Genomic DNA, 22,461 nt, shown 5'->3' with positions numbered 1-22,461 from the left:
AAGGCGTATGCACAAAAAAACCCCGGCCAACAGGCCAGGGTTGATGGTCTTGCTGAAACAGCAAATAGAAAGAGGCAATCAAGCCTGGGCGACGCGGGCCTTGCCGAAGCGCTTGCGGTCGTTGGCGTCCAGGTAGAACTTGCGCAGACGGATCGACTTCGGCGTCACTTCCATCAGCTCGTCGTCCTGGATCCAGGAGAGCGCACGGTCCAGCGTCATGCGGATCGGCGGGGTCAGCTTGACGGCTTCGTCCTTACCGGCAGAGCGGATGTTGGTCAGCTGCTTGCCCTTGAGAACATTGACTTCCAGATCGTTGTCGCGCGAGTGAATGCCGACGATCATGCCTGCATAAACCTTTTCGCCCGGCTCGATAATCATCGGGCCGCGATCTTCCAGGTTGAACATGGCGTAGGCCACGGCTTCACCGGACTGGTTGGACAACAGAACGCCATTGTTACGGCCGGAGATTTCACCCTTGAACGGCTGGTAGTTGTGGAACAGACGGTTCATGATCGCCGTACCACGGGTATCCGTCAGCAGTTCCGACTGGTAGCCGATCAGGCCACGGGTGGGCGCATAGAACACCAGACGAACGCGATTGCCGCCGGAAGGCCGCAGCTCGGTCATTTCAGCCTTGCGCTCGGACATTTTCTGCACGACGACGCCGGAATGCTCTTCATCAACGTCGATGACGACTTCTTCAATCGGCTCCATCAGGGTGCCGTTCTCGTCCTTGTGCATCACGACGCGCGGACGCGACACAGCCAGCTCGAAGCCTTCGCGGCGCATGGTTTCGATCAGCACGGCCAACTGCAATTCGCCGCGGCCAGACACGAAGAACGAATCCTTGCCTTCCGATTCTTCAATCTTCAGGGCAACATTGCCTTCGGCTTCCTTGAACAGGCGGTCACGGATAACGCGGCTCGTGACCTTGTCGCCTTCGGTGCCAGCCAGCGGGCTGTCGTTGACGAGGAAGGACATGGTGACGGTCGGCGGATCGATCGGCTGGGCTTCCAGCGCTTCGGTCACGGACGGATCGCAGAAGGTATCGGCAACCGTACCCTTGGACAGACCGGCAATCGCCACGATGTCGCCAGCATGGGCTTCATCAATCGCGGTGCGCTCGATGCCGCGGAACGCGAGAATCTTGGAAATACGACCGGTTTCGATGATCTTGCCGTCCTGGCTCAGAACCTTGACGGACTGGTTCGGCTTGATCGAGCCGGAGTGGATACGGCCAGTGATAACACGGCCGAGGAAGGGGTTGGCTTCCAACAGCGTGCCGATCATGCGGAACGCACCGTCTTCGTCGCCAACGCTCGGCTCAGGAACGTGCTGCAACACCAGGTCCAGCAACGGGGCGAGGCCCTGATCCTTCGGGCCTTCAGGGGCGATATTCATCCAGCCATCACGACCGGAACCGTAGAGGATCGGGAAGTCGAGCTGCTCGTCGGTAGCGTCGAGGCTGGCGAACAGGTCGAAGACTTCGTTGATGACTTCTTCATGACGGCCATCGGGACGGTCAATCTTGTTGATCGCAACGATTGGACGAAGACCAACCTTAAGCGCCTTACCGACCACGAATTTGGTCTGCGGCATCGGGCCTTCCGAGGAGTCAACCAGAACGATAGCGCCGTCCACCATCGACAGGATACGCTCGACTTCGCCACCGAAGTCGGCGTGGCCGGGGGTATCGACGATGTTGACGCGAACGCCCTTCCACTCAACCGACGTCGCCTTGGCGAGAATGGTGATGCCGCGCTCTTTTTCCAGGTCGTTGCTGTCCATAACGCGCTCTGCAACGCGCTGGTTTTCGCGGAACGAACCGGACTGTTTCAGAAGTTCGTCAACGAGGGTAGTTTTCCCATGGTCAACGTGCGCGATGATCGCGATATTGCGAATCTTCATGATTAGGATCTCTGATGGCTCTGGCGCGAAGTCCATGCCGGTGCCGTTGATGAAACCAAAGACCGCGCCTGTTACTTTGGGGCGCTCATACCCTGTTTTTTGCATTTGCGAAAGAGGCAAAGCGTCTTGATGACGCTCTGCCGCATTTTCACCGCAGAATCAGGCGCTGCGCACCGGATCAAGCACGACCTTGTAAAGCTCGTTGTCGTCCCGGTCCATCAGCCGCACGCTGAGTTGTTCGCTCACGCCATCGACATCGACGATACCGAAGAACTGAAGCCCCGCGGATGGCGGCAGGTTCTGGCCCTGCTCTGCCGTCGGTGCCTTGACGAATTTAAGCTCCGGCCCGAATGTCATATCGAGATCGCTCGGTCCGAACGTGCCCGCATGCAGGGGACCGGAGACAAACTCCCAGAACGGGTCAAAATCCTGGAAAGCCGCCTTGTCGGGATTGTAATAATGGGCAGCGGTATAATGCACATCCGCTGTCAGCCAGACGGTGTTGCGGATGCCTGTCATCTTCATATGCCGCAGCAGTTCGGCAATTTCCAGCTCGCGGCCACGCGGCTCGCCATTATGGCCCTGGGCCACGGCTTCCGTGCCTTTCTTGTTGAGAAAGTCGTCCCAGACGATCAGGCCCAAAGGCATGTCGGCGGCGATGATTTTCCAGGTCGCCTTGGAATTGGTCAGCTCCCGCTTCAGCCAGGCCACTTGCTCGGCCCCGAGGATGCGCGATTCCGACGTCTGGACCGTTTCCATGCCGTCGTGATTGGAACCGCGATAGCTACGCATATCGAGGAAAAACACATCGACCAGCGGACCGTGGGAAATCTTGCGATAAACCCGGCCCGGCTCGGCAGGCGTGTAGCGGATCGGCGTCATTTCATGGAAGGCACGGGCCGCACGCGCCGACAGAAGAGCGATGGATTTTTCGCTATAGCGGCTGTCGGCTGTCAAATCCTTGCCTGAGGACCAGTTGTTCAGCACTTCGTGATCGTCCCACTGGTAATGGGTCGGACAAATTGCTGACAGCTCCAGGACGTTCTTGTCCATCATATTGTATTTCCACTGGCCGCGATATTCGTCCAGCGTTTCGGCCACTTTGCGCTTTTCATCGGTGACGACGACATTTTTCCACTTGGTGCCATCCTTCAGATCGACCTCTTCCTTGAGGGGACCATCCGCATAAATGGTGTCACCGGAATGCAGGAAGAAATCCGGCTGATGCTTGGCCATGGTGGCATAGGTCTTCATGCCGGTTTCATCGATGCCCCAGCCCTGGCCCACCGTGTCACCCGACCAGACAAAGCGGACATCGCGCCTGGAAGCGGGCGCTGTGCGGAACCGGCCGATGATCGGTTCAGAAACACTGTTGATATGGGAAAGATCAGCCGCTGTGAACCGATAGAAAATCTCCTGTTCGGACGGCAGGTCCGCCAGCAGCCGCTTCACGGCATAATCGCTGTCCGGCAGGGCATTGAGGGCAGGTAGCCGCACCGGATTGGCGAAGCTTTCGGTGGTGGAATATTCCATCATGATCCGCGAAGGGCGGTCTACCCGCGTCCAGATCATCCCGGAATTCAGATCGACATCGCCGGATTGGACGCCGTGGGTGAAAACGGGGCGGTCCGCCGCCCGGGCATAAAACGGCAGCGCCAGACCGGACCCGGCAGCAAGCCCGGCAGCACTGGTGCCGAGAAGAAACGAACGGCGGCTCAGCGCCTTGAAGGATGTGGACATCAAACCTCTCCTTGGAAAACGACGCCGGTTCAACAGAACCGACGTCGGAGCCAAACAGAGAGACATGTCAGGCGCTTAACCGCGCCGTGACAGTTTCATTAAATTTCCTGCAACAGCAGCCGAAGGGCTTATGCCGCAAGCCCGCGCTTCTTCAACATCGCTTCCGGGCTCGGCAACCGACCACGGAAGGCCTTGTAGGTTTCTTCCGGGTCCACTGCACCGCCGATGGCGTAGATATTGTCCTTCAGGCGCTCGGCCATATCAGGATCGAAGGCATTGCCGGTTTCCTCGAAAGCCTCGAAGGCATCGGCATCCAGCACTTCCGACCACATGTAGGAATAATAGCCAGCCGAATAGCCATCGCCGGAAAACACATGCTGGAAATGCGGCGTGGCATGGCGCATGACGATGGAAGCTGGCATGCCGATGTTTTGGAGAATTTCGGCTTGCACCGCCATCGGATCAGCCACCCGATCTTCCCGGGTGTGAAACGCCATATCGACCAGCGCCGAAGAGGTGAATTCGACCGTATCGAACCCGGCATTGAAGGTTTGCGCTGCCAGAACCTTGTCGAGCAAGGCCTGTGGCATGGCCTCACCGGTCTGATAATGCACAGCATAGGTTTTCAGGATATCCGGCACCGTCAGCCAATGTTCATAGAGCTGCGAGGGCAGTTCGACAAAGTCACGTGACACCGCCGTGCCTGATACCGACGGGTAAGTGACGTCCGACAGCATCCCATGCAGGGCATGGCCGAATTCATGAAACAGCGTGCGGGCATCGTCCAGCGACAGCAGCGCTGGCTTGCCTTCGGCAGGCTTGGCGAAATTGCAGACGTTGTAAATGATCGGCAACTCACCCTGCGCACCGTTCTTCAGCGGCAGCTTGTGCTGCGACTGGAAGGAACTCATCCACGCGCCGGAACGCTTCGAGGACCGGGCGAAATAATCGCCGAGAAACAGAGCCTTCAACGTGCCATCGGCCTGGCGGATTTCGAACACCCGCACATCGGGATGATAGCCTTTCACGTCCTTCAGCGGCACGGCAGTGATGCCGAACAGTTTTTGCGCCACGGCAAAGCAGGCTTCGATGATTTTTTCCAGTTGCAGATAGGGCTTCAGTTCGGCTTCCGAAAAATTGAACCGTTCGGAGCGCAGCTTCTCGGCATAGAAACGCCAGTCCCAAGGTGCAACTGCGTGGTTCTTGCCATCCTTGGCAATCAACTCCGCCAATTCCTGCTCTTCGATGGCAGCCTGGGCGACGGCGCGTTCCCAGACCTGCATCAGCAAGCCGTTCACTGCTTCCGGGGTCTTGGCCATGGTATTGTCGAGCTTCAGGGCGGCAAAATTCTTATAGCCCAACAGCTTGGCCTTTTCCGCCCGAAGCGTCAGGGTTTCGGTGACGATGGCGCGGTTGTCACGTTCACCACCGTTTTCACCACGCGCCACCCAGGCCTTGAAGGCGGTCTCCCGCAGGTCCCGTCGTTCGGAAAAGGTCAGGAACGGCACGATAACCGAGCGCGACAGCGTCACGACATAGGCTTCCCCCTTGCCTCGGGCTTGCGCGGCAGAGGCCATCGCATCCTTCAGAAAATCAGGAATGCCCGCCAGCTCGTCATCGCTGGTCAGCGGCAATGCCCAATCGGTCTCATCGCCCAGCACATTCTGGCCGAAATTGGCGCCAAGGCTGGCCAGCCGCTCATTGATCGCCGCCAACCGCTCCTGTTCGGGCTTGGCGAGCTTGGCACCGGCCTTGACGAAACCCTTCCAGTGCCGCTCCAGCACCCGGGTCTGCTCCAGCGTCAGGCCCAGGCTGTCGCGCTTTTCCCATAAGGCATCGACGCGGGCAAACAGCGCGGCATTCATGCTGATCTTTGAATAGTGGCGCGACATTTTCGGCGCAATCTCGCGCTCCAGCGCCTGGATGACCTGATTGGTATCGGCACCGGCCTTGTTCCAGAACAGCGCCGAGACCCGCGACAGGCCGTCTCCGGCTGTCTCCAGCGCAACGATGGTGTTGTCGAATGTCGGCTCCGATGGATAATTGGCGATGGTGTCGATATCAGCGTCGTGTTCAGCCAGCGCCATGTCGAAAGCCGGGGCAAAATCCTCATCGGCGATGGCGGTGAAATTCGGCAGGCCGTGCGGCCCATTCCATTCGGTGACGGTGGTAAAGGCGCCGTTGGGGCCAAGATTACGGTCTGGAGATGTCATCACGAAGCAATCCTTCTCATCAATGACAAAGATATAGGCGATCACTCCCGCCATTGTCACCCCTATGGTAGGGGCTGTTATGGTAGGCGATGTTACTGGGCCACGCTCTGATATTATCGGCCAGTCTTTATTGCATTGAGTTGAATCGCGTGTATTGGCTTTGCCTGTATATTGCAGGAGTCCACTGATGAACGGAAGCTCACTAGCGATCAGGCGTATTCAGCCAGACCAAGTGGACACATTTCGACGCATTCGCCTGGAAGCGCTTCGCTCTGAACCAGCCTTCTATGCAAGCAGCTATGAGGACTGGGTTTCACTCTCTGTCAACGAATGGCAGCAGCGTCTGCATGATCCGGTTTTTATTGCGTTTCGGGGTGATGAGCCTGTGGGCATAATCGGTTTGCTCCGCCAACGTGCGAGCAAGATGGCTCATCGTGCCACTATTATCATGGTTTATGTGCGTAAGAACCTACGTGGAACGGGCCTTGCCCGGAATCTCCTGGATACGGTTGCAGATTATGCCCGTGACATCGGGATTTTGCAGTTGGAACTGGCTGTGAGTGCGGAGAACACGGCGGCAATACGTTTCTACCTGCGGGAAGGCTTCTCTGAGGTTGGTCGGATTCCTGGTGGCTTTCTAGATGATGGCAAGGAGATCGATGACGTCATGATGGTGCGTCGCCTGCGCGGTTAGCGTTTTCGGATATCAAGCCGCAGCTTCGCTATTGCGATTGGGGCCAAAGTTCCAAGACAGGAGTTCATCGATCCCGACTCTGCCTGTGGCAGTTGGCGATGGCCTTGAGTGTGCTGGTCAGATAGGCCAGCAGGCCAACGGAGTTGAGTTTGCAGGTCTCAATGAGGGAGGCGATGGTCGCCCAACTCTCGGCTCCCGCATCCCGTCTTGCAAAGGAGCATGTTCTTCCCGTTCAGCGCAATCGGTCGGATGGTGCGCGACGCTGTTATTTTCTATCTCGATGTGCCCACCGGTCAAGGAGAGCTTCAGACCATCCCAGTATTTGGCGATGTAAGCCAGAGCCTCGCCAAGCGGGGAATTGGTTGCTACACAGGTACCCCTACACTCTTCTGTCACCCGTGGGTCTCAGTGGGATAGCCGATGGCAATGACCGGCGACCGCCCGAACAATTTTCCATTTCAATTGCGCCCCGGCTGGCTTACCAGTGATCCATGCCCGTTGAATATGCCCCCGCCCGATGACGAGATCCGCCACCCCGCCGTCCCGGATGAGCGAGAATCGCACCTCCCTGCTTGGTGCGCTGTTGACCATGATCGGTCCGCTGTCCATGGCGATCTACACGCCCGCCATGCCGCAATTGGTCCATGCCTTTTCCACCACGGATGCGGCCATCAAGCTCAGCCTGTCACTCTATTTCGCGGGCTTTGCTTGCGCGCAATTGCTGTCCGGCCCGTGTTCGGATGCGTTCGGACGACGCCATGCAACGCTGGGCTTTCTGGGCATCTACCTCCTCGGCAGCCTGGCCGCCGCCTTTGCGCCCTCTGTCGAGTCGCTGCTGGCCGGGCGCATCATTCAGGGCATCGGCGCATCCGTCGGGGTCACGGTGTCGCGCGCCATGGTCCGCGACCAGTTCGTCGGGGAGCAGGCGTCTCGGATCATCAATATGATCGGCATTATGCTGGCCATCGGACCCGCCATGGGGCCGACCGTCGGTGGGCTGGCACTTGTCGCCTTCGGCTGGCAATCGGTGTTTCTGCTGATGGTCGGGTTTGGGACGATCAGTATCGTCACGGTCGCTATGCTAATGGCGGAAACGGCGGTGCCGGACCGGCAGATGATCCGCCCGGCACGGCTCATCGCCTCTTACGCAACCCTGATTGCCGACCGGCGGGTGCTATGCTCGGCCCTGGTTCTGGGCGGCTGTGTCGGCGCACTTTATGCGCAATCGACCATGCTGCCTTTCGTCCTGATCAACAAGGTGGGGCTGTCGCCAGCGCAATTCGGCCTTGGCATGCTGATGCAGACCGGCTCCTATTTCGCCGGTTCAGTGGCGCTGCGGCTGGTATCAAGCCGTTTGCGGCCCGGCCAGGCCCTGCGCTTCGGGCTGGCGCTGGCTGGATGCGGTGGATTGCTGATCTTTTTGTCCACCCATCTGCTGACCCCGACTTATCTGTCCATCATGGGACCGGTCGCCGTCTGCGCTTTCGGCATGGCCTTCGTCATTCCCGATATCTCCACCGCAGGCCTGTTGCCGCATCCAAAACTGGCGGGGTCGGCGGCGGCCCTGATGGGGTTCGTGCAGATGAGCTGCGGTTTCCTGGGCGGACTTGCCGCTTCCTGGCTCGGCGATCCGCTCACCGCCTTCGGCACCATCATTCCCCTGATGGAATGGATGGCGATCATCGCCTATTTCGGCTTCCTTCGTGCCTGGAAACAGATCCAGTAAAAAACCGCCGCCAGTGTCCCGGCGGCGGTTTCAAATCTTTCAAAGCGAATATTTACTTGCCGAGGTTGCGCTTGGCCAGCGTGCGCAGACGGAGCGCATTGAGCTTGATGAAGCCTGCCGCATCCTTCTGGTCATAGGCACCCTGGTCATCTTCAAAGGTGACGAGTTGGTCGGAATAGAGCGACTTTGACGATTCGCGACCGATGACCATGACGTTACCCTTGTAGAGCTTCAGCGTCACTTCGCCTTCGACATGTTCCTGGCTCTTGTCAATCATCGCCTGCAACATTTCCCGCTCCGGCGAGAACCAGAAACCGTAATAGATCAGCTCGGCATAGCGCGGCATCAGCTCATCCTTGAGATGGGCAGCGCCACGATCCAGCGTGATCGATTCGATAGCACGGTGGGCCGTCAACAGGATGGTGCCGCCGGGGGTCTCGTAAACGCCACGGCTCTTCATGCCGACGAAGCGGTTTTCAACCAGGTCCAGACGGCCAATGCCGTTGTCACGGCCATAGGTGTTGAGTTCGGCCAGCAGCGTCGCCGGGCTCATCCGCACGCCGTTGATCGACACGGCATCGCCCTTTTCAAAACCGACCTTGATGACGGTCGCCTTATCGGGAGCGGCTTCCGGCGAAATCGTGCGCATATGCACATATTCCGGTGCTTCCTGAGAAGGATCTTCCAGAACCTTGCCCTCGGAAGAGGAATGCAACAGGTTGGCATCAACCGAGAACGGCGCTTCGCCCTTTTTGTCCTTGGCGACCGGGATCTGGTTTGCTTCAGCAAAGGCCAGCAAATCGGTGCGGCTCTTGAAAGCCCAATCGCGCCAAGGGGCGATGATCTTGATATCAGGGTTCAGCGCGTAGGCCGAAAGCTCGAAGCGAACCTGGTCATTGCCCTTGCCGGTGGCGCCATGAGCGATAGCATCGGCACCGGTCTTTTTGGCAATCTCGATTAGATGCTTGGAAATCAGCGGACGGGCAATCGAAGTGCCGAGCAGGTAGACGCCTTCATAGACGGCATTGGCGCGGAACATCGGGAAGACGAAATCGCGGACGAACTCTTCGCGGACATCCTCGATGAAGATTTCCTTGATGCCCAGCATTTCCGCCTTCTTGCGGGCCGGTTCCAGCTCTTCGCCCTGGCCGAGATCGGCGGTGAAGGTCACGACTTCAGCGCCGAGTTCGGTCTGGAGCCATTTCAGGATGATCGAGGTATCGAGACCGCCGGAATAGGCGAGAACGACCTTTTTGACGTCTTTCGGAAGTACCATGAGTGCGAAGTCCGTGTGTCTGGGCGAGGCCACTGAACCGGGCCCCCTCGGGTTGGAGGCACTTTTAGCCGGATTGGCGCGCCATGCAAGGGTGAAGCCACCGGACAATGGCACAAGGCGAGCCCTAGCAGGGAAAGCCGGTCTGAAAACACCGGTCCGGATTTGACTTGATATTTGACTTGGACGCCGCAAGTCCCATATGCCGATGGTCAGCATTGCGACAATTCCACGGGTAATATCAAGCATTTCAGCCAGGAATTGCATAGAAACGGTAGAATTGGAGCGGTTCGTCATCCTCGATCAAGGACCGCTTTCAAACGATCAAAGGAGCAAGACATGACCGACATTCAATCGGTAATTGCCAAGGGCAAGGTCGCGGTCGTCACCGGGGCAGCCTCAGGCATCGGCCTTGCCGCCGCCAAGGCTTTCGCCAGCCAGGGCATGTGCGTGGTGCTCGCCGATCTCGGCGGAGACGCGCTTGCCAATGCACGCAGCGAAGTCGCAACAGTCTCGGAAAATCCCGAGAGCGATATCGTCGCCATCGAGACAGACGTCAGCAAGCTGGATGAACTGGAAGCCCTGGAGCGCGCCGTGCTCCAACGCTTCGGGCGTGTACACCTGCTGATAAACAATGCCGGCATCCAGCCGGGCAGCAGCCTGTTCGGGCCACAGGTCAACTGGGACAACGTGTTTGCCGTCAACCTGATGGGCGTCATCCATGGCACCAGAGTATTCGGGCCTGATATGATCGCCCACAGGGACCCGGCCATCATCATCAATACCGGCTCCAAGCAGGGCATCACCACGCCGCCCGGCGACCCCGCCTATAATGTTGCAAAAGCCGGCGTCAAAGCGTTCACTGAGGCCTTGCAGCATGAACTGCGCAACACACCGGACTGTAATGTCAGCGCCCATCTGCTGATCCCCGGCTTCGTCTTCACCGGTCTGACAGCCGGCGAGCGGACGACAAAGCCCGACGCGGCCTGGACCCCGGAACAGACGGTGGATTTCATGCTGGACAGCCTCAAACGCGGCGATTTCTACATTCTCTGCCCTGACAACGATGTCGAACGGGCGACGGATGAAAAGCGTATCGCCTGGGCTGCCGGTGACATCATCGAAAACCGCCCGCCGCTGTCGCGATGGCACCCGGATTACGAAGAGGCGTTCAAGGCACATCTGAAAGGCTGAATGGCCTTTAGATGGTAAGCGTCAGGCTGTGACAGGTGGCTCCCGACATCTGCCACAGCCTCGCTAATTTTACGAGAATTATGTTTAAATTTCTCGTTATGCGTGTATAAATATCTCCATTCTTATGGAGGTGTTTCATGACAATTTTTTACGCCTGGGTTAATCCCGCATTTTTCGAAGGCAATCCTCTCGATCACACCTGGGTCACGACCTATGACAACAGGGTTCACACCTATGCGACAATCGATGCAGTGACACAGGCCGGACAAACCTATTGGTATTGCTGGGGTGATTTTCACGCCACCGGCTCCACCGATGATTATCCAACCGGCCTGCTTGCCCAGCAGGACGGCAACACTGGCGTCGCCAGCTGCCTTGTCGAACCCAATGTGGAAGGGTCGCTTTCCAATTCGCCTCCGAACGGAACCATTCTGGTCTATGGTGTGAATGGCGTTTGCCATCAGATTGCCAACCAGGTGCTGTATGCGACGAAAACGGCAACGACAGCGCCTTTGACGGTCAAGGGCGCAGCCGGATATGCCTTGAGTACCTTTCTCTATGGTACCTATGGCACCCGCAAGGCTGCATGGGCAAAGAAGATCTCCACCTGCACAGCAGGCGAGACCAGCGGAGCGATCCGGGAAGAGGATGCGATGAGCGACCTGCCAGATGATTTTCTCGACCATGCCCGCCAGACACTCGGCGACCAGCCCGAAAAGCTGAAAAAACTGCTGGACTTGCGAGACACGGTCGCATCCTACATGGCAATGGACCTGCCAGGCACGGCAGCGCCTTCGATTGAGCTTATCAATGCGCGTAACCAGCACATGCTGGACCAGGCCGCCGACCTTCTCGGAGCCGTGGACTTTGAAAAAGTCTTCGGCATTCACCCCGAAAAACGGGTGAAACTGGTTCATCCATCACAGCTGGAACCCACCAGAGAGCAAAAATAAGCCTCGCATCGGCTTGCTGAAAAGGGAACGCGGATCGTAACATGGTCCGCGAACCCTTTTCATATGCCATGCGAGATAGTCATGACCTTCATTCCGGGCCTGCCGACCCTTCTAGCCTTTACCGCTGCCTGCCTGTTGCTGGCGGCGACGCCCGGACCGGACATGACACTCTCCATCAGCCGTGCGCTGCGCGATGGCAAGGCGGCGGGTCTTGCCGTGCTGATCGGCACCAATCTCGGAATTGCCGTCCATACGATGCTGGTGGCTTTCGGGGTCTCGGCCCTGATTGTCGCTTCGCCGACGGCCTTTCTGATCCTGAAAAGCGGTGGGGCGGCTTATCTGGCCTGGCTCGCCTTCCAGGCAATCCGCCACGGCTCGAAATTCGTCGCCACGCCTGAAGCGGGCGCAAAGGGCAGCGTGAAGGCGGCGTTTCTCAACGGGATCTGGGTCAATCTGCTCAATCCGAAGGTCATCATTTTCTTCATGACCTTCCTGCCGCAATTCGTCACCGCCCATGACCCTGATGTCACCGGCAAGCTACTGTTCCTCGGTTTCTGGTTCATGCTGGTATCGCTACCCGTCACGGTCGCCATCGTGCTGGCCGCCGACAAGCTGGCTGGCTGGCTGCAACGCAATCCTAAAGTGCTGAGGGGAATGGATTACACCTTTGCAGGTGTCTTTTCAGTCTTCGCCGCCAAGATCCTGATGACCCAAGCGCGATGATATAGGCCGCGACGACAGGGGCCGCGATGATAAAAGCCCAATACCGCAGATCAATGAACGTGTTTGCGCGATTTTTCCGCGTCAATACGATCCTTGCGGGTGATGAAGAGCATGAAAAAGCCGATCATCAAACCACCGACGGGCATGATCAACATTGTCAGAAATTGCTCTGTGCTCATGGCTTCAGACCTTTCAATATCTTCCGCGCTAACAAATGTAATGCCACAGACGCTAAAATGCAAATGGAACAGACAAGAGCAAGATTTCCGTTCGGACCATGGCCGCTATTGACCGTCGAGATCACGGGCGCAAACCCGCCAACGGCAAAAATCGCGATAGCAACGCCATTGATATAGGTTGCCGTCAGCTTGGTTCGTTCATTGCGAACGGCAATTTCCATCAATCGTCCTCGCCTTAATCATCCTCACCATGACCAACGATCATCATCGCCTCATAGGCCAGCCGCTCTGTCTTGCGCATCCGTTCCGATTCCGACTTCAACTGCCCGCAGGCCGCCAGAATATCGCGACCGCGCGGCGTGCGGATCGGTGAGGCATAGCCTGCCGAATTGATGAAATCGGCAAATTTCATGATCTGGTCCCAGTCGGAACACTGGTAATTGGTGCCCGGCCAGGGATTGAAGGGAATGAGATTGATCTTGGACGGAATGCCCTTCAACAGCTGAATCAGGCCCTTGGCATCCTCGAGACTGTCGTTCACATCCTTCAGCATCACATATTCAAAGGTAATGCGCCGGGCGTTGGACAGGCCCGGATAGTTGCGACAGGCTTCGATCAGGTCCTTCAGAGGATATTTCTTGTTGATCGGCACCAGCAGGTCGCGCAATTCGTCGCGCACCGCATGCAGCGAAATCGCCAGCATCACGCCGATTTCATCGCCGGTGCGGTAGATTTCCGGCACGACGCCGGAGGTCGAAAGCGTGATGCGGCGCTTGGACAGCGACAATCCATCGCCATCCGAGGCGATCAGCAGGGCCTTTTTCACTTCCTCGAAATTATAGAGCGGCTCGCCCATGCCCATCATCACCATATTGGTGATCTTGCGGCCCTCATTCGGCACCATCGCACCGACGGGCGCATCACGGTCGGGAAAATCGCCCAGCCGGTCACGGGCCAGCAACAGTTGCGACAGCACTTCTTCCGCCGTCAAATTGCGCACCAGCTTCTGCGTACCGGTGTGGCAGAAGGTGCAGGTCAGCGTGCAGCCCACCTGGCTGGAGACGCAGAGCGTTCCCCGGCCTTCTTCCGGAATATACACACATTCCACCTCGACCGGACGCCCCGCACCGCGCGGTGGATAGCGCAACAACCACTTGCGGGTGCCATCATTGGAGACCTGTTCCTCAACGATTTCAGGCCGGGCAATGGTGAAATGCGCCTTGAGCTTCTCGCGCATGTCCTTGGCGACATTGGTCATCTGGTCGAAATCGGAGACGCCGCGCACATAGATCCAGTTCCACAGCTGGGCGACGCGCATCCGCACCTGCTTGTCGGCCACGCCGATCTCGCGCAGCATGTCGCCCATTTCCTCACGGGTCTGGCCGATCAGGGTCGGCTTGGTGGCGCCTGTCATGGCGGCGGGCCGCGCCTGGGGCGTCCGCTCAATGATAATTTCCGTGGCAGCCATCGCTTAACCTCATCAAAACCCGAGCCGAGCCCAGCATCGATATGATGATGCGGGCGGTCACGCTCCATTTTTCAACATTGCTCTGTTTCAAGAAATAATGCATGCGCCATCGTTGACGAACGACAACGCGGCAGCCTTCAAGACCGCATTTGCCGGGCCTTTATCATCAAAATGCCGTGACGTCATCCCAAAACGCAAAAAGGCCGGGAGACCCGGCCTTCGTCGCATCATCAAGCAAATATTATTTGCACTTTTCAATGCGTTTCAAGGCATCGGAAATACCCTGAAGCGAATAGGCGTAATTGGTTGGCGTGCCACGACCGGAAACCGCCTGAACGCTCATGGTCTTGCCAACCTTCATCGCGGCGACCAAAGCAGGCTCTTCCGCGGCGTTTTCCACCCAGGCAGCACTATCCTTGGTAAACATCGTGAAGCTCTTGGCGTCGATTTTCACCGTCACCTTGGAGCCGGTCTTCAGCGTATAGCCCATCATCGCCTGCGGCTCGTAGGAAATGTTCTGGCCGGGACGCTGCGAGACGATGAAGAAAATATCGCCGTGATTGACGGAGGGCGGTTCCTTCGTGGTCGGCACCGACAACACATAGCAGACCGTGCTATTGCCGGACTTGTAGGAATAAGCACCCCAAGCCTTGAACTGCTCGATCCGCGTCGGGCTTGGCGATTGCGCTGCGGCCACATCGGCAAATGCCAGCATGATTGCGACTGCGGTTGCGATTCTTTTTACAAACATTTTCTTCCTGCCGCTTTTTCGTCGGACGCCAAGACAAACAGTCTCGTGTCCAGCCTCGAAACCTCATTCAATTTGACTTAATTTTGGTTACCAAACCGTCAACGAGACACGAAATGCACAGCTTATAGCCGACAAATCCATGCTTCCAGTCAGTCCTTTTCCGAAAATGGTACAGATTGAAGGCACCGGCAGATCAACCGGCCCTCTGGTAGAACACAAGGAATCAGGCAGGAATTGGACTATGGCGCAAGAGACTGGCGCCATAGTTGAAAATGTCGCAATCAGCCCCGCTCAGCCTGCCCATGTGGTGCGCTTTTTTCCCCACCTTGCACCGGATCGCCGTCATCGGCCAAGACGGCATCGGCTGCATCGTAATGACGTTCCTTGATATGGCCGTTGATCATCGCCAGCGCAGTCGTCAGCACGGCGATGTCGTCGGTAAAGCCGACAAAGGCCAGCATATCGGGAATGGCATCAAACGGCAGGACAAAATAGCCAAGCGCCGCCAGCAGGATGCCCCGCACCCTAAGCGGCGTCTGCCGATCCGTCGCGCAGTAGAAAGCGGCAATCACATCCCGGGAAAAAGGGATGTGGCGAATGGCTTTGCGCATCTTCGGCCAGAAGGTGCGGCTCAGCTTTTGCTCCTGCTTTTGCTGTTCGGCTTCATCGCCCGGCAGAAGAATTTCACCAATCTTCACGTCGTCCAGTTTCGCCTCGACCATGACCTGCCTCTTTCTCACTCTCCAATGTGGGGTGTGAACCCGGATATGGGCCCTGATATGGGAATGGCGAATGTTTCTGTCAAACGCGCCGCTTTGCGACCTGGTCCATGGCAACTGCCAGCTTCAGATCATGCCCTGTCAATCCACCGACATCATGGGTGGTCAACCGCACATCGACACGCCTGTAAACATTGAACCATTCCGGATGATGGCCCATTTTTTCGGCAATGATGGCGCATTCCGTCATGAAGCCGAAGGCCTGGGCAAAATCGTCGAAGGAAAATTCTTTGGTGATCGCGTCACCCTGTTCAGACAGGCTCCACCCATCCAGGTCGCGCAGAGCACCTGGAATCGCCTCCGGCGCAAGTCGTTCATATCGCATGATCAAGTCCAATCTGACCGCCGCAGCATATCACTCGCCGATATGGCGAGAAGCGCTTGTGAGACAAGCCATTCGAGCGCAAAAAGTTCCTTCGACGTCCACTTTCAGACTGGGCTTATCCGTTCAACGAATGCTCGGCATGCTCTGAAAAACTAACCTCTGAGCGCTCTTCATAGAGGGGGAAGATTTCCTCCTTCAGATAAGGGCCACCCCCCACCGATTCCTTGGAGGACATCAGCACGAATCTTGGAACGAAAAAGGGCGCGGTCTGGAAATTACCGCGCCCTGATAAATAATGAACAACGTCATCCAGTCTCGATGACTTCAGCCGCGCCAGTGTCACATGCGGCGTGAACTTTCGGGGGTCGGGCGGCAGACCCACGCGTTGGCAGATCCGCTCGATTTCGCCCTGGAGCGCCGTCATCTGCGGGTGTGGCGTGACGCCTGCCCAGATGGAATGCGGTTTTTTCGATCCGAAGGACCCGATGCCGTTCAGACTGAGCTGGAATTCCGGCCGGTCGATGCGATCCAGCCTATCGACGATCTCGTCGGCGGTTCGCCCGTCGATATCGCCGATGAATCGCAATGTGATGTGGTAATTTTCCACATCGATCCATCGGGCTCCCGGAAGCCCGCCGCGCAGCAAAGACAGGCTCAAGGCCACGTTGCGCGGAATTTCGAGGGCAGTGAACAATCTCGGCATGGAGAGCTCCCCGAATCTTTTGCAGATGCTAACAACGAATCATGCTTGCAAAGGGTAAGCAAGTCGTTAATTCACCTTATCCTCCAAACCTTTCGCGAAACTCTGGACGGCGGGCAGCATGTGTTCGACCATCACCCCCACGCCTTTTGCGTTGGGATGCATGCCATCGCCCAGTTTCAACGTGGCATCAGTCACGACGCCCTCAAGGATAAAGGGATAGAGCGGAATTTTATATTTTTCAGCCAGGCGCTGATAGATCGGATTGAACCTCTTGGCGTAATCCGCGCCCATATTGGGTGGCGCGATCATGCCCACCAGCAGCACGCCGATTTTGCGGGCCTGCAATTTTTCGATGATCGCAGACAAGTTCTTCTCGCTCTCTTCCGGCGCAATACCGCGCAGCGCATCGTTGGCGCCAAGCTCCAGGATAACGCCCTGCGTTCCATCCGGCACAGACCAGTCAACGCGCGCCAGCCCGCCTTCCGTGGTATCGCCGGACACGCCAGCATTGCCGATGCTGACATTCATGCCCTTGTCATGGAGGGCTTTTTCCAGCTGGCTCGTCAAGGCCTCGTCGCCCTGAAGCTGATAGCCGGCCATCAGGCTGTCACCAAGCCCGATCAATTGCACTTGCGCTTCCGCCACCGGCGTATCCCCCGTTGCATCCTCTGGCATGGACTGGTCAGCGAGAGGCTGGTCAGGCATGGACTGTTCCGACGGCTGACCTTGCGGAGGCTGTTCCTGCGCCAGACTGGAGACTGCAAAAGAGCCAGTTGTCAGCAGACCAGCCATCACTATGACGGCGAATTGAAGGGGGACAGGTTTAAAACCCATGATGGCTTTCCTAAATTCGCGTAGACGATCATGATGCCCGACCGGACATCGCCAAGGCGTTAAAGCCCTTGAACCTCATATAGGACGAAAACCGCGTGAGACAAACCATCATTCAGCTCAGAAAAGCCGATCTCACCCTTGGCAATGCCGCCGCCTCGGTCCACGTCCTCAAGGGTATGGACCTGGATATTTCAGAAGGCGAATCGATTGGTATTGTCGGCCCGTCCGGTTCGGGGAAATCAACGCTGCTGATGGTGCTGGCCGGGCTGGAACGGCTGGACAGCGGCGAAATCCACATCAACGGCACCGCGCTGCATGGCTTGAGTGAAGATGCGCTTGCCGATTTTCGTGGCCGCAATATCGGTATCGTCTTTCAGTCTTTCCATCTGATCGCCAATATGACCGCGCTGGAAAATGTCGCTGTGCCGCTGGAACTGGCCAATGTCAAAAATCCTTTCGACATTGCCGCCCGGGAGTTGCGCGCCGTCGGCCTTGGCGAGCGGCTCAGCCATTATCCCGGCCAGTTGTCTGGCGGAGAACAGCAACGGGTCGCTATTGCCCGCGCCCTTGCCCCCTCGCCCGCCGTGGTGATTGCCGATGAGCCAACTGGAAACCTGGATGGCGCAACCGGACGCCAGATTGCCGATCTGCTGTTTGCCAAACAGGCCGAGCGAAAGACAACGCTGGTTCTGGTCACACACGATACCGCGCTGGCCGGTCGCTGCTCAAGACAGGTCCGCGTCCGCTCAGGCCAGATCGAGCCGGGCGATGAAGCGAGCAAAACACTTGCCGACGAGACCGTTTCGGCATGAGCGGATTTTTGCAACGTCTCAGAACCGCCTTGCGTCTCAGCGCCCGCGAAATGCGCGGCGGGTTTGGCGGATTTTATATTTTCCTGGCCTGCATTGCCCTCGGCACGGCAGCGATTGCCGCCGTCAATTCCGTCTCCACCTCGATTACCCGGTCCATCGCCAGCCAGGGGCAATCGCTTTTGGGCGGCGACATCCGGTTTGAGCTGAACAACCGAGAGGCCAATGCGGCAGAAAGCGCTTTCTTGCAAGGGCTCGGCACCGTCTCGGCCTCCACCGGCCTGCGCTCCATGGCGAGGTTGCCGGATGGCTCCGATCAGTCTCTGGCCGAAATCAAGGCCGTGGATAGTGCCTATCCGCTCTACGGTACTTTCGTCGCCACGCCGGACCAGCCCTTGGCTGACCTATTGACAAAAACCGGTGACGCTTATGGCGCAGTGGCAGCCCCTTTGTTGCTCGATCGGCTGGGGATAAAGATCGGCGATAGCCTGCTGGTCGGCTCCGCCCGGCTGGTGATCACCGGCACCATCACCACCGAACCGGATGCTATTTCCGAAGGCTTCGGCTTTGCGCCGCGCATCATCACCAGCCGCGAAGCGCTTGTCGCCTCCGGCTTGATCCAGACCGGCAGCCTTGTCGAACAGGTCTACAAAATCAAGCTGAACCCCGGCAGCCCATCGCTCGCGGTCATTCAGGATCAGGCCAAGCAGCAATTTCCCGATGCGGGCTGGTCGATCCGCACCAGCGACCGGGCAGCCCCCAACCTGACGGAAAACATCACCCGGTTTTCGCAATTCTTGACACTTGTCGGGCTGACAGCGCTGATCGTTGGCGGTGTCGGCGTCGCCAATGCGGTGCGCGCCTTTCTAGACAGTAAACGCAGCGTCATTGCCACGCTGAAATGCCTGGGCGCACCGGCTTCCGTCGTCGTCATGGTCTATCTGTTCCAGATCCTGATGGTCGCCAGCATCGGCATTGCGCTGGGGCTCGCCATTGGGGCCATCGCGCCCTGGATTGCCAGCTATTATCTCGCACAATTCCTGCCGATCCAGGCGGATTTCGCCATTTACCCACGCTCCCTGCTGCTGGCGCTGCTGTTTGGTGGGCTGACCACGCTGGCTTTTGCCGTCATGCCGCTCGGCCACGCGCGGCAAGTCCCGGCTACAGCGCTGTTTCGCGAGCAGGGTTTCGAGACCCGCCGCCTGCCCTCCTGGCCTTACGTGCTGGTGGCGGGGCTGGCGATCCTCGCCCTTGCCGCGCTGGCGATCCTGACCGCCTATGATCGACGGCTGGCGATATTCTTCCTGATTGCCATGGCCGCCAGCTTCGTAGTGCTGCGGCTGGTCGCTTATGGCGTTGCCGCACTTGCCCGGAAAAGCCCCCGGCTTCCTTCCCCTGCACTTCGTCTGGCTGTCGGCAATATCCATCGGCCCGGCGCGCTGACGCCCTCGGTCATTCTGTCGCTTGGCCTTGGCTTAGCACTTCTGGTGACACTGTCGATGATCGACGGCAATCTGCGGCGCAATCTCACCGGTACGCTGTCTGAAAAAGCCCCGAATTTCTTTTTTGTCGATATCCAACGCGACCAGCTCGATGATTTCCGTCAGATCATCGCTCGCGAGGCACCGCAGGGGCAGGTCGTTGAAGTACCGATGTTGCGTGGGCGGATCACCGCCTTCAATGGCCAGGACGTTGCCAAGATGAACGTGCCACCGCAGGGCCGTTGGGTCCTGCGCGGCGACCGGGGCATTACCTATGCCACCGACCTGCCGAAAAACGCCACCGTGACCGAGGGGCAATGGTGGACACCGGATTACAAGGGTGAACCGCTGGTGTCTTTCTCAGCCCAGGAAGCAGGCGAACTGGGCCTGAAACTGGGCGATACAGTAACGGTCAATGTGCTGGGCCGCACCATCACCGCGAAAATCGCCAATTTCCGCAAGGTGGATTGGCAATCCCTGTCGATCAATTTCGTCATGGTGTTTTCGCCCAATACCTTTGCTGGCGCACCCCATGCCTGGATCGCCACCCTGACCGAGCCATCCGCCAGTCCGCAGCAGGAAGCCAGCATCCTGCGCGCTGTCACCAAGGCCTATCCCACCATTACCAGCGTCCGGGTGAAAGATGCGCTGGACATGGTCAATTCGCTGGTTGGCCAGTTGGCCGTCGCCATCCGGGCCGCCGCCGCCATCGCGCTGATTTCCTCCGTTCTGGTGCTGTCGGGTGCGCTTGCGGCAGGCAATCGGGGCCGCACCCATGATGCGGTGGTGCTGAAAACGCTTGGAGCGACCCGCCCGATGCTGATCCGCGCCTTTACCTACGAATATCTGCTGCTTGGCCTTGCCACGGCGATTTTTGCGCTGCTGGCCGGAAGTGTTGCCGGTTGGTATGTGGTCAGCCAGATCATGAAATTGCCCGCCAGCTTCCTGCCCGGGGTCGCCGTTTCCACCGTCGCGCTGGCGCTGGTGACGACGATCGGCATCGGCCTTGCCGGAACATGGCGGGTTCTGGGTCAGAAGGCAGCGCCGGTTCTGCGGGAACTCTGACAGGGATGCGGCCTTGGCCGTTAACCGAACTGGATGACCAGAGGCTACATTACCGAGGTTTAACGCAAAAGCCCTTGTTCTATAGCATTATTGCTCCCATATTGACACTACGCATGCTGGAGCCCCGCAGCGGCGCTTGGGACACTGTCCCGCACCGTGAACAATCCGGGGCTTAATGAGAGGAAACCATGTCTGATTTTCGCAATTATCAGGCGCGTACTGGGGTAGGTTCGGCCGAGATGATCGACCAGGGCCTGCGCAGCTACATGCTGAAGGTCTATAACCTGATGGGTCTTGGACTGGCGATTACCGGCGTTGCTGCTTACGTGATCGCCATGCTTGCCACCACGACCGACCCGTCCCAGGCTGTCGGACAGTTCGGCAACGGCATCATGCTGACCAGCCTTGGCGCTGCCATTTACGGTAGCCCGCTGAAATGGGTGATCATGCTGGCGCCTATCGGCCTGGTATTTTTCCTGAGCTTCAAGATCCAGTCGATGAGCGTATCGGCGGCCCGCACCACCTTTCTGGTCTATGCCGGTCTGGTGGGCCTGTCGCTGTCGTCCATCCTGCTGATCTATACCGGCCAGAGCGTGGTACAGACCTTCTTCGTCACGGCTGCCTCGTTCGGTGCCCTGTCGCTCTATGGTTACACCACCAAGCGTAGCCTGAGCGCGATGGGTTCGTTCCTGATCATGGGTCTGTTCGGTCTGATCATCGCTTCGCTGGTCAACATTTTCCTTCAGTCTTCGGCGCTCGCCTTTGCTGTTTCGGCTATCGGTGTTGTGATCTTCGCAGGCCTGACCGCCTACGACACGCAGAAGATCAAGGAAATGTATTTCGAGCAGGATGGTGCCGATACGGCTGGCCGCAAGGCTATCCTGGGTGCGCTGACCCTTTACCTCGACTTCATCAACCTGTTCCTGTTCATGCTGCGCTTCATGGGCGACCGCCGCTAACCCGGAACAGTGCAACAGGATCACATAGGGGCGGCCTTCGGGTCGCCCTTTTTCATGCGCCGTCTTGCCGTAAGCTTCTGGCTATGCAAGACGAAATCTACACTGTTTCTCAGCGTAGAAAGTCTCATGTCCGTGCAAATCCGCGCAGCCACCCCAGCCGACATCCCCCGCATCACCGAGATTTATAGGCATGCCATTCTGACCGGAAAGGCCAGCTATGAAATCACGCCGCCCGACGTGGCCGAGATGGCGCACCGGATGGAGACGATCATCTCTCAATCCTATCCTTATATCGTCGCTGAGGATGATGATGGCAGTCTGCTCGGCTATGCCTATGCCTCGGCCTTTCGCACTCGGCCCGCCTATCGCTGGCTGGTGGAGGATTCGATTTATCTGGCAGAGGCAGCCCAAGGCAAAGGGATCGGCAAGGCGCTGTTGGCTGATCTGGTGGCGCAATGCACGGCACTGGGTTTCCGGCAGATGATCGCGGTAATCGGCGGTGCTAATCCCGCATCAATCGGCGTCCATCGCAGCCTAGGCTTTTCCCATGCCGGAGGTATCAACGGCTCCGGCTTCAAGCACGGAACCTGGCTCGACACCGTTTTCATGCAGCGCGCTCTCGGCGAGGGCAACCAAACCCTGCCCGACGAAAAATCCTATCCTGGAAGCCTGTTCAAAGGATAA

Annotated in this window: 21 protein-coding genes and 1 pseudogene; 9 read left to right on the top strand and 13 right to left on the bottom strand. The window is 58.0% G+C overall.

The genetic code is table 11. The features are described 5' to 3' along the window. Window positions 1–78: 78 nt before the first annotated feature. The 3 genes from typA to H1Y61_RS02765 form a co-directional block, all read right to left on the bottom strand. Window positions 79–1,908 carry a translational GTPase TypA gene (gene typA / locus H1Y61_RS02775; protein WP_041698252.1) on the bottom strand — a complete coding sequence of 610 codons (1,830 nt, stop codon included), beginning with the start codon at window positions 1,906–1,908 and terminating at the stop codon, window positions 79–81. A gap of 159 nt (window positions 1,909–2,067) precedes the next feature. Further along, window positions 2,068–3,648, bottom strand: coding sequence for an alkaline phosphatase D family protein (locus tag H1Y61_RS02770; protein ID WP_180573649.1), 1,581 nt, complete (start codon window positions 3,646–3,648; stop codon window positions 2,068–2,070). 128 nt (window positions 3,649–3,776) lie between these two features. Continuing rightward, window positions 3,777–5,861, bottom strand: coding sequence for a M3 family metallopeptidase (locus H1Y61_RS02765; protein WP_235680868.1), 2,085 nt, complete (start codon window positions 5,859–5,861; stop codon window positions 3,777–3,779). Window positions 5,862–6,048: 187 nt separating this feature from the next. On the opposite strand from H1Y61_RS02765, the gene H1Y61_RS02760 reads away from it, so the two are divergent. Continuing rightward, window positions 6,049–6,555 (top strand): GNAT family N-acetyltransferase, encoded by a 507-nt coding sequence (locus H1Y61_RS02760; RefSeq protein WP_180573648.1) that lies wholly within the window; start codon window positions 6,049–6,051, stop codon window positions 6,553–6,555. Window positions 6,556–6,567: 12 nt separating this feature from the next. Here H1Y61_RS02760 and H1Y61_RS02755 read toward each other — a convergent pair. Then, window positions 6,568–6,924: pseudogene (locus H1Y61_RS02755) on the bottom strand (transposase domain-containing protein); the annotation flags it as partial. Between the two features lie 178 nt (window positions 6,925–7,102). Here H1Y61_RS02755 and H1Y61_RS02750 point away from each other — a divergent pair. Continuing rightward, window positions 7,103–8,281, top strand: a complete 1,179-nt coding sequence (locus H1Y61_RS02750; protein ID WP_180573647.1) for a multidrug effflux MFS transporter — start codon at window positions 7,103–7,105, stop codon at window positions 8,279–8,281. Between the two features lie 52 nt (window positions 8,282–8,333). Here H1Y61_RS02750 and H1Y61_RS02745 read toward each other — a convergent pair whose 3' ends face one another. Next, window positions 8,334–9,557: an argininosuccinate synthase gene (locus tag H1Y61_RS02745; protein WP_180573646.1), complete on the bottom strand. Its 1,224-nt coding sequence runs from the start codon at window positions 9,555–9,557 to the stop codon at window positions 8,334–8,336. A gap of 336 nt (window positions 9,558–9,893) precedes the next feature. Here H1Y61_RS02745 and H1Y61_RS02740 point away from each other — a divergent pair, with 336 nt between their 5' ends. The 3 genes from H1Y61_RS02740 to H1Y61_RS02730 all read left to right on the top strand — a co-directional run bounded on the left by H1Y61_RS02740 (window position 9,894) and on the right by H1Y61_RS02730 (window position 12,424). Then, window positions 9,894–10,748: an SDR family NAD(P)-dependent oxidoreductase gene (locus tag H1Y61_RS02740; RefSeq protein WP_180573645.1), complete on the top strand. Its 855-nt coding sequence runs from the start codon at window positions 9,894–9,896 to the stop codon at window positions 10,746–10,748. Window positions 10,749–10,885: 137 nt separating this feature from the next. Then, window positions 10,886–11,701: a hypothetical protein gene (locus H1Y61_RS02735; RefSeq protein WP_174112002.1), complete on the top strand. Its 816-nt coding sequence runs from the start codon at window positions 10,886–10,888 to the stop codon at window positions 11,699–11,701. 81 nt (window positions 11,702–11,782) lie between these two features. Further along, on the top strand, window positions 11,783–12,424 hold the full coding sequence (locus tag H1Y61_RS02730) for a LysE family translocator (protein WP_180573644.1): 642 nt from the start codon (window positions 11,783–11,785) through the stop codon (window positions 12,422–12,424). A 50-nt stretch (window positions 12,425–12,474) separates the two neighbouring features. On the opposite strand, the gene H1Y61_RS26930 is transcribed toward H1Y61_RS02730, so the two are convergent. The 8 genes from H1Y61_RS26930 to H1Y61_RS02695 all read right to left on the bottom strand — a co-directional run bounded on the left by H1Y61_RS26930 (window position 12,475) and on the right by H1Y61_RS02695 (window position 17,304). Next, window positions 12,475–12,603 carry a hypothetical protein gene (locus H1Y61_RS26930; RefSeq protein ID WP_267889528.1) on the bottom strand — a complete coding sequence of 43 codons (129 nt, stop codon included), beginning with the start codon at window positions 12,601–12,603 and terminating at the stop codon, window positions 12,475–12,477. Continuing rightward, window positions 12,600–12,824 (bottom strand): hypothetical protein, encoded by a 225-nt coding sequence (locus tag H1Y61_RS02725; protein WP_015917430.1) that lies wholly within the window; start codon window positions 12,822–12,824, stop codon window positions 12,600–12,602. The genes H1Y61_RS26930 and H1Y61_RS02725 overlap by 4 nt, the downstream gene beginning before the upstream one ends. Before the next feature lie 14 nt (window positions 12,825–12,838). Further along, a complete protein-coding gene (gene rlmN / locus H1Y61_RS02720; protein ID WP_409068175.1) occupies window positions 12,839–14,017 on the bottom strand; it encodes a 23S rRNA (adenine(2503)-C(2))-methyltransferase RlmN in 1,179 nt (392 codons plus the stop codon). Window positions 14,018–14,312: 295 nt separating this feature from the next. Next, complete coding sequence (locus tag H1Y61_RS02715; RefSeq protein ID WP_015917432.1) at window positions 14,313–14,822, bottom strand: invasion associated locus B family protein; 510 nt, start codon at window positions 14,820–14,822, stop codon at window positions 14,313–14,315. A 281-nt stretch (window positions 14,823–15,103) separates the two neighbouring features. Next, a complete protein-coding gene (locus H1Y61_RS02710) occupies window positions 15,104–15,529 on the bottom strand; it encodes a YkvA family protein (RefSeq protein ID WP_049777323.1) in 426 nt (141 codons plus the stop codon). A gap of 94 nt (window positions 15,530–15,623) precedes the next feature. Then, a complete protein-coding gene (locus H1Y61_RS02705; RefSeq protein WP_180573643.1) occupies window positions 15,624–15,926 on the bottom strand; it encodes a 4a-hydroxytetrahydrobiopterin dehydratase in 303 nt (100 codons plus the stop codon). Window positions 15,927–16,041: 115 nt separating this feature from the next. Further along, window positions 16,042–16,629: an RNA 2',3'-cyclic phosphodiesterase gene (gene thpR, locus H1Y61_RS02700; protein WP_060718698.1), complete on the bottom strand. Its 588-nt coding sequence runs from the start codon at window positions 16,627–16,629 to the stop codon at window positions 16,042–16,044. Window positions 16,630–16,695: 66 nt separating this feature from the next. Further along, window positions 16,696–17,304, bottom strand: coding sequence for an arylesterase (locus H1Y61_RS02695; protein ID WP_071205390.1), 609 nt, complete (start codon window positions 17,302–17,304; stop codon window positions 16,696–16,698). Window positions 17,305–17,558: 254 nt separating this feature from the next. On the opposite strand from H1Y61_RS02695, the gene H1Y61_RS02690 reads away from it, so the two are divergent. The 4 genes from H1Y61_RS02690 to H1Y61_RS02675 all read left to right on the top strand — a co-directional run bounded on the left by H1Y61_RS02690 (window position 17,559) and on the right by H1Y61_RS02675 (window position 22,461). Beyond that, window positions 17,559–18,275, top strand: a complete 717-nt coding sequence (locus H1Y61_RS02690) for an ABC transporter ATP-binding protein (protein ID WP_180573642.1) — start codon at window positions 17,559–17,561, stop codon at window positions 18,273–18,275. After that, window positions 18,272–20,818, top strand: a complete 2,547-nt coding sequence (locus H1Y61_RS02685; protein WP_180573641.1) for an ABC transporter permease — start codon at window positions 18,272–18,274, stop codon at window positions 20,816–20,818. The genes H1Y61_RS02690 and H1Y61_RS02685 overlap by 4 nt, the downstream gene beginning before the upstream one ends. 188 nt (window positions 20,819–21,006) lie before the next feature. Beyond that, on the top strand, window positions 21,007–21,777 hold the full coding sequence (locus H1Y61_RS02680) for a Bax inhibitor-1/YccA family protein (protein WP_060718701.1): 771 nt from the start codon (window positions 21,007–21,009) through the stop codon (window positions 21,775–21,777). Window positions 21,778–21,903: 126 nt separating this feature from the next. Next, the gene (locus H1Y61_RS02675; protein WP_180573640.1) at window positions 21,904–22,461 is read left to right on the top strand and encodes a GNAT family N-acetyltransferase; all 558 of its coding nucleotides are present in this window, start codon (window positions 21,904–21,906) and stop codon (window positions 22,459–22,461) included.

It is taken from the genome of Agrobacterium vitis (assembly GCF_013426735.1).
GTDB lineage: Bacteria > Pseudomonadota > Alphaproteobacteria > Rhizobiales > Rhizobiaceae > Allorhizobium > Allorhizobium vitis_D.
Note: the sequence above shows the minus strand (reverse complement) of the source record. Positions and strands in the feature narration are given on the sequence as shown.

What these genes read in the sequence shown, in the direction of transcription:
- typA (WP_041698252.1), bottom strand. Translation starts at nt 1,908, where the DNA reads ATGAAGATTCGCAATATCGCGATCATCGCGCACGTTGACCATGGGAAA.
- H1Y61_RS02770 (WP_180573649.1), bottom strand. Translation starts at nt 3,648, where the DNA reads ATGTCCACATCCTTCAAGGCGCTGAGCCGCCGTTCGTTTCTTCTCGGC.
- H1Y61_RS02765 (WP_235680868.1), bottom strand. Translation starts at nt 5,861, where the DNA reads ATGACATCTCCAGACCGTAATCTTGGCCCCAACGGCGCCTTTACCACC.
- H1Y61_RS02760 (WP_180573648.1), top strand. Translation starts at nt 6,049, where the DNA reads ATGAACGGAAGCTCACTAGCGATCAGGCGTATTCAGCCAGACCAAGTG.
- H1Y61_RS02750 (WP_180573647.1), top strand. Translation starts at nt 7,103, where the DNA reads ATGAGCGAGAATCGCACCTCCCTGCTTGGTGCGCTGTTGACCATGATC.
- H1Y61_RS02745 (WP_180573646.1), bottom strand. Translation starts at nt 9,557, where the DNA reads ATGGTACTTCCGAAAGACGTCAAAAAGGTCGTTCTCGCCTATTCCGGC.
- H1Y61_RS02740 (WP_180573645.1), top strand. Translation starts at nt 9,894, where the DNA reads ATGACCGACATTCAATCGGTAATTGCCAAGGGCAAGGTCGCGGTCGTC.
- H1Y61_RS02735 (WP_174112002.1), top strand. Translation starts at nt 10,886, where the DNA reads ATGACAATTTTTTACGCCTGGGTTAATCCCGCATTTTTCGAAGGCAAT.
- H1Y61_RS02730 (WP_180573644.1), top strand. Translation starts at nt 11,783, where the DNA reads ATGACCTTCATTCCGGGCCTGCCGACCCTTCTAGCCTTTACCGCTGCC.
- H1Y61_RS26930 (WP_267889528.1), bottom strand. Translation starts at nt 12,603, where the DNA reads ATGAGCACAGAGCAATTTCTGACAATGTTGATCATGCCCGTCGGTGGT.
- H1Y61_RS02725 (WP_015917430.1), bottom strand. Translation starts at nt 12,824, where the DNA reads ATGGAAATTGCCGTTCGCAATGAACGAACCAAGCTGACGGCAACCTAT.
- rlmN (WP_409068175.1), bottom strand. Translation starts at nt 14,017, where the DNA reads ATGACAGGCGCCACCAAGCCGACCCTGATCGGCCAGACCCGTGAGGAA.
- H1Y61_RS02715 (WP_015917432.1), bottom strand. Translation starts at nt 14,822, where the DNA reads ATGTTTGTAAAAAGAATCGCAACCGCAGTCGCAATCATGCTGGCATTT.
- H1Y61_RS02705 (WP_180573643.1), bottom strand. Translation starts at nt 15,926, where the DNA reads ATGCGATATGAACGACTTGCGCCGGAGGCGATTCCAGGTGCTCTGCGC.
- thpR (WP_060718698.1), bottom strand. Translation starts at nt 16,629, where the DNA reads ATGCCGAGATTGTTCACTGCCCTCGAAATTCCGCGCAACGTGGCCTTG.
- H1Y61_RS02695 (WP_071205390.1), bottom strand. Translation starts at nt 17,304, where the DNA reads ATGCCAGAGGATGCAACGGGGGATACGCCGGTGGCGGAAGCGCAAGTG.
- H1Y61_RS02685 (WP_180573641.1), top strand. Translation starts at nt 18,272, where the DNA reads ATGAGCGGATTTTTGCAACGTCTCAGAACCGCCTTGCGTCTCAGCGCC.
- H1Y61_RS02680 (WP_060718701.1), top strand. Translation starts at nt 21,007, where the DNA reads ATGTCTGATTTTCGCAATTATCAGGCGCGTACTGGGGTAGGTTCGGCC.
- H1Y61_RS02675 (WP_180573640.1), top strand. Translation starts at nt 21,904, where the DNA reads ATGTCCGTGCAAATCCGCGCAGCCACCCCAGCCGACATCCCCCGCATC.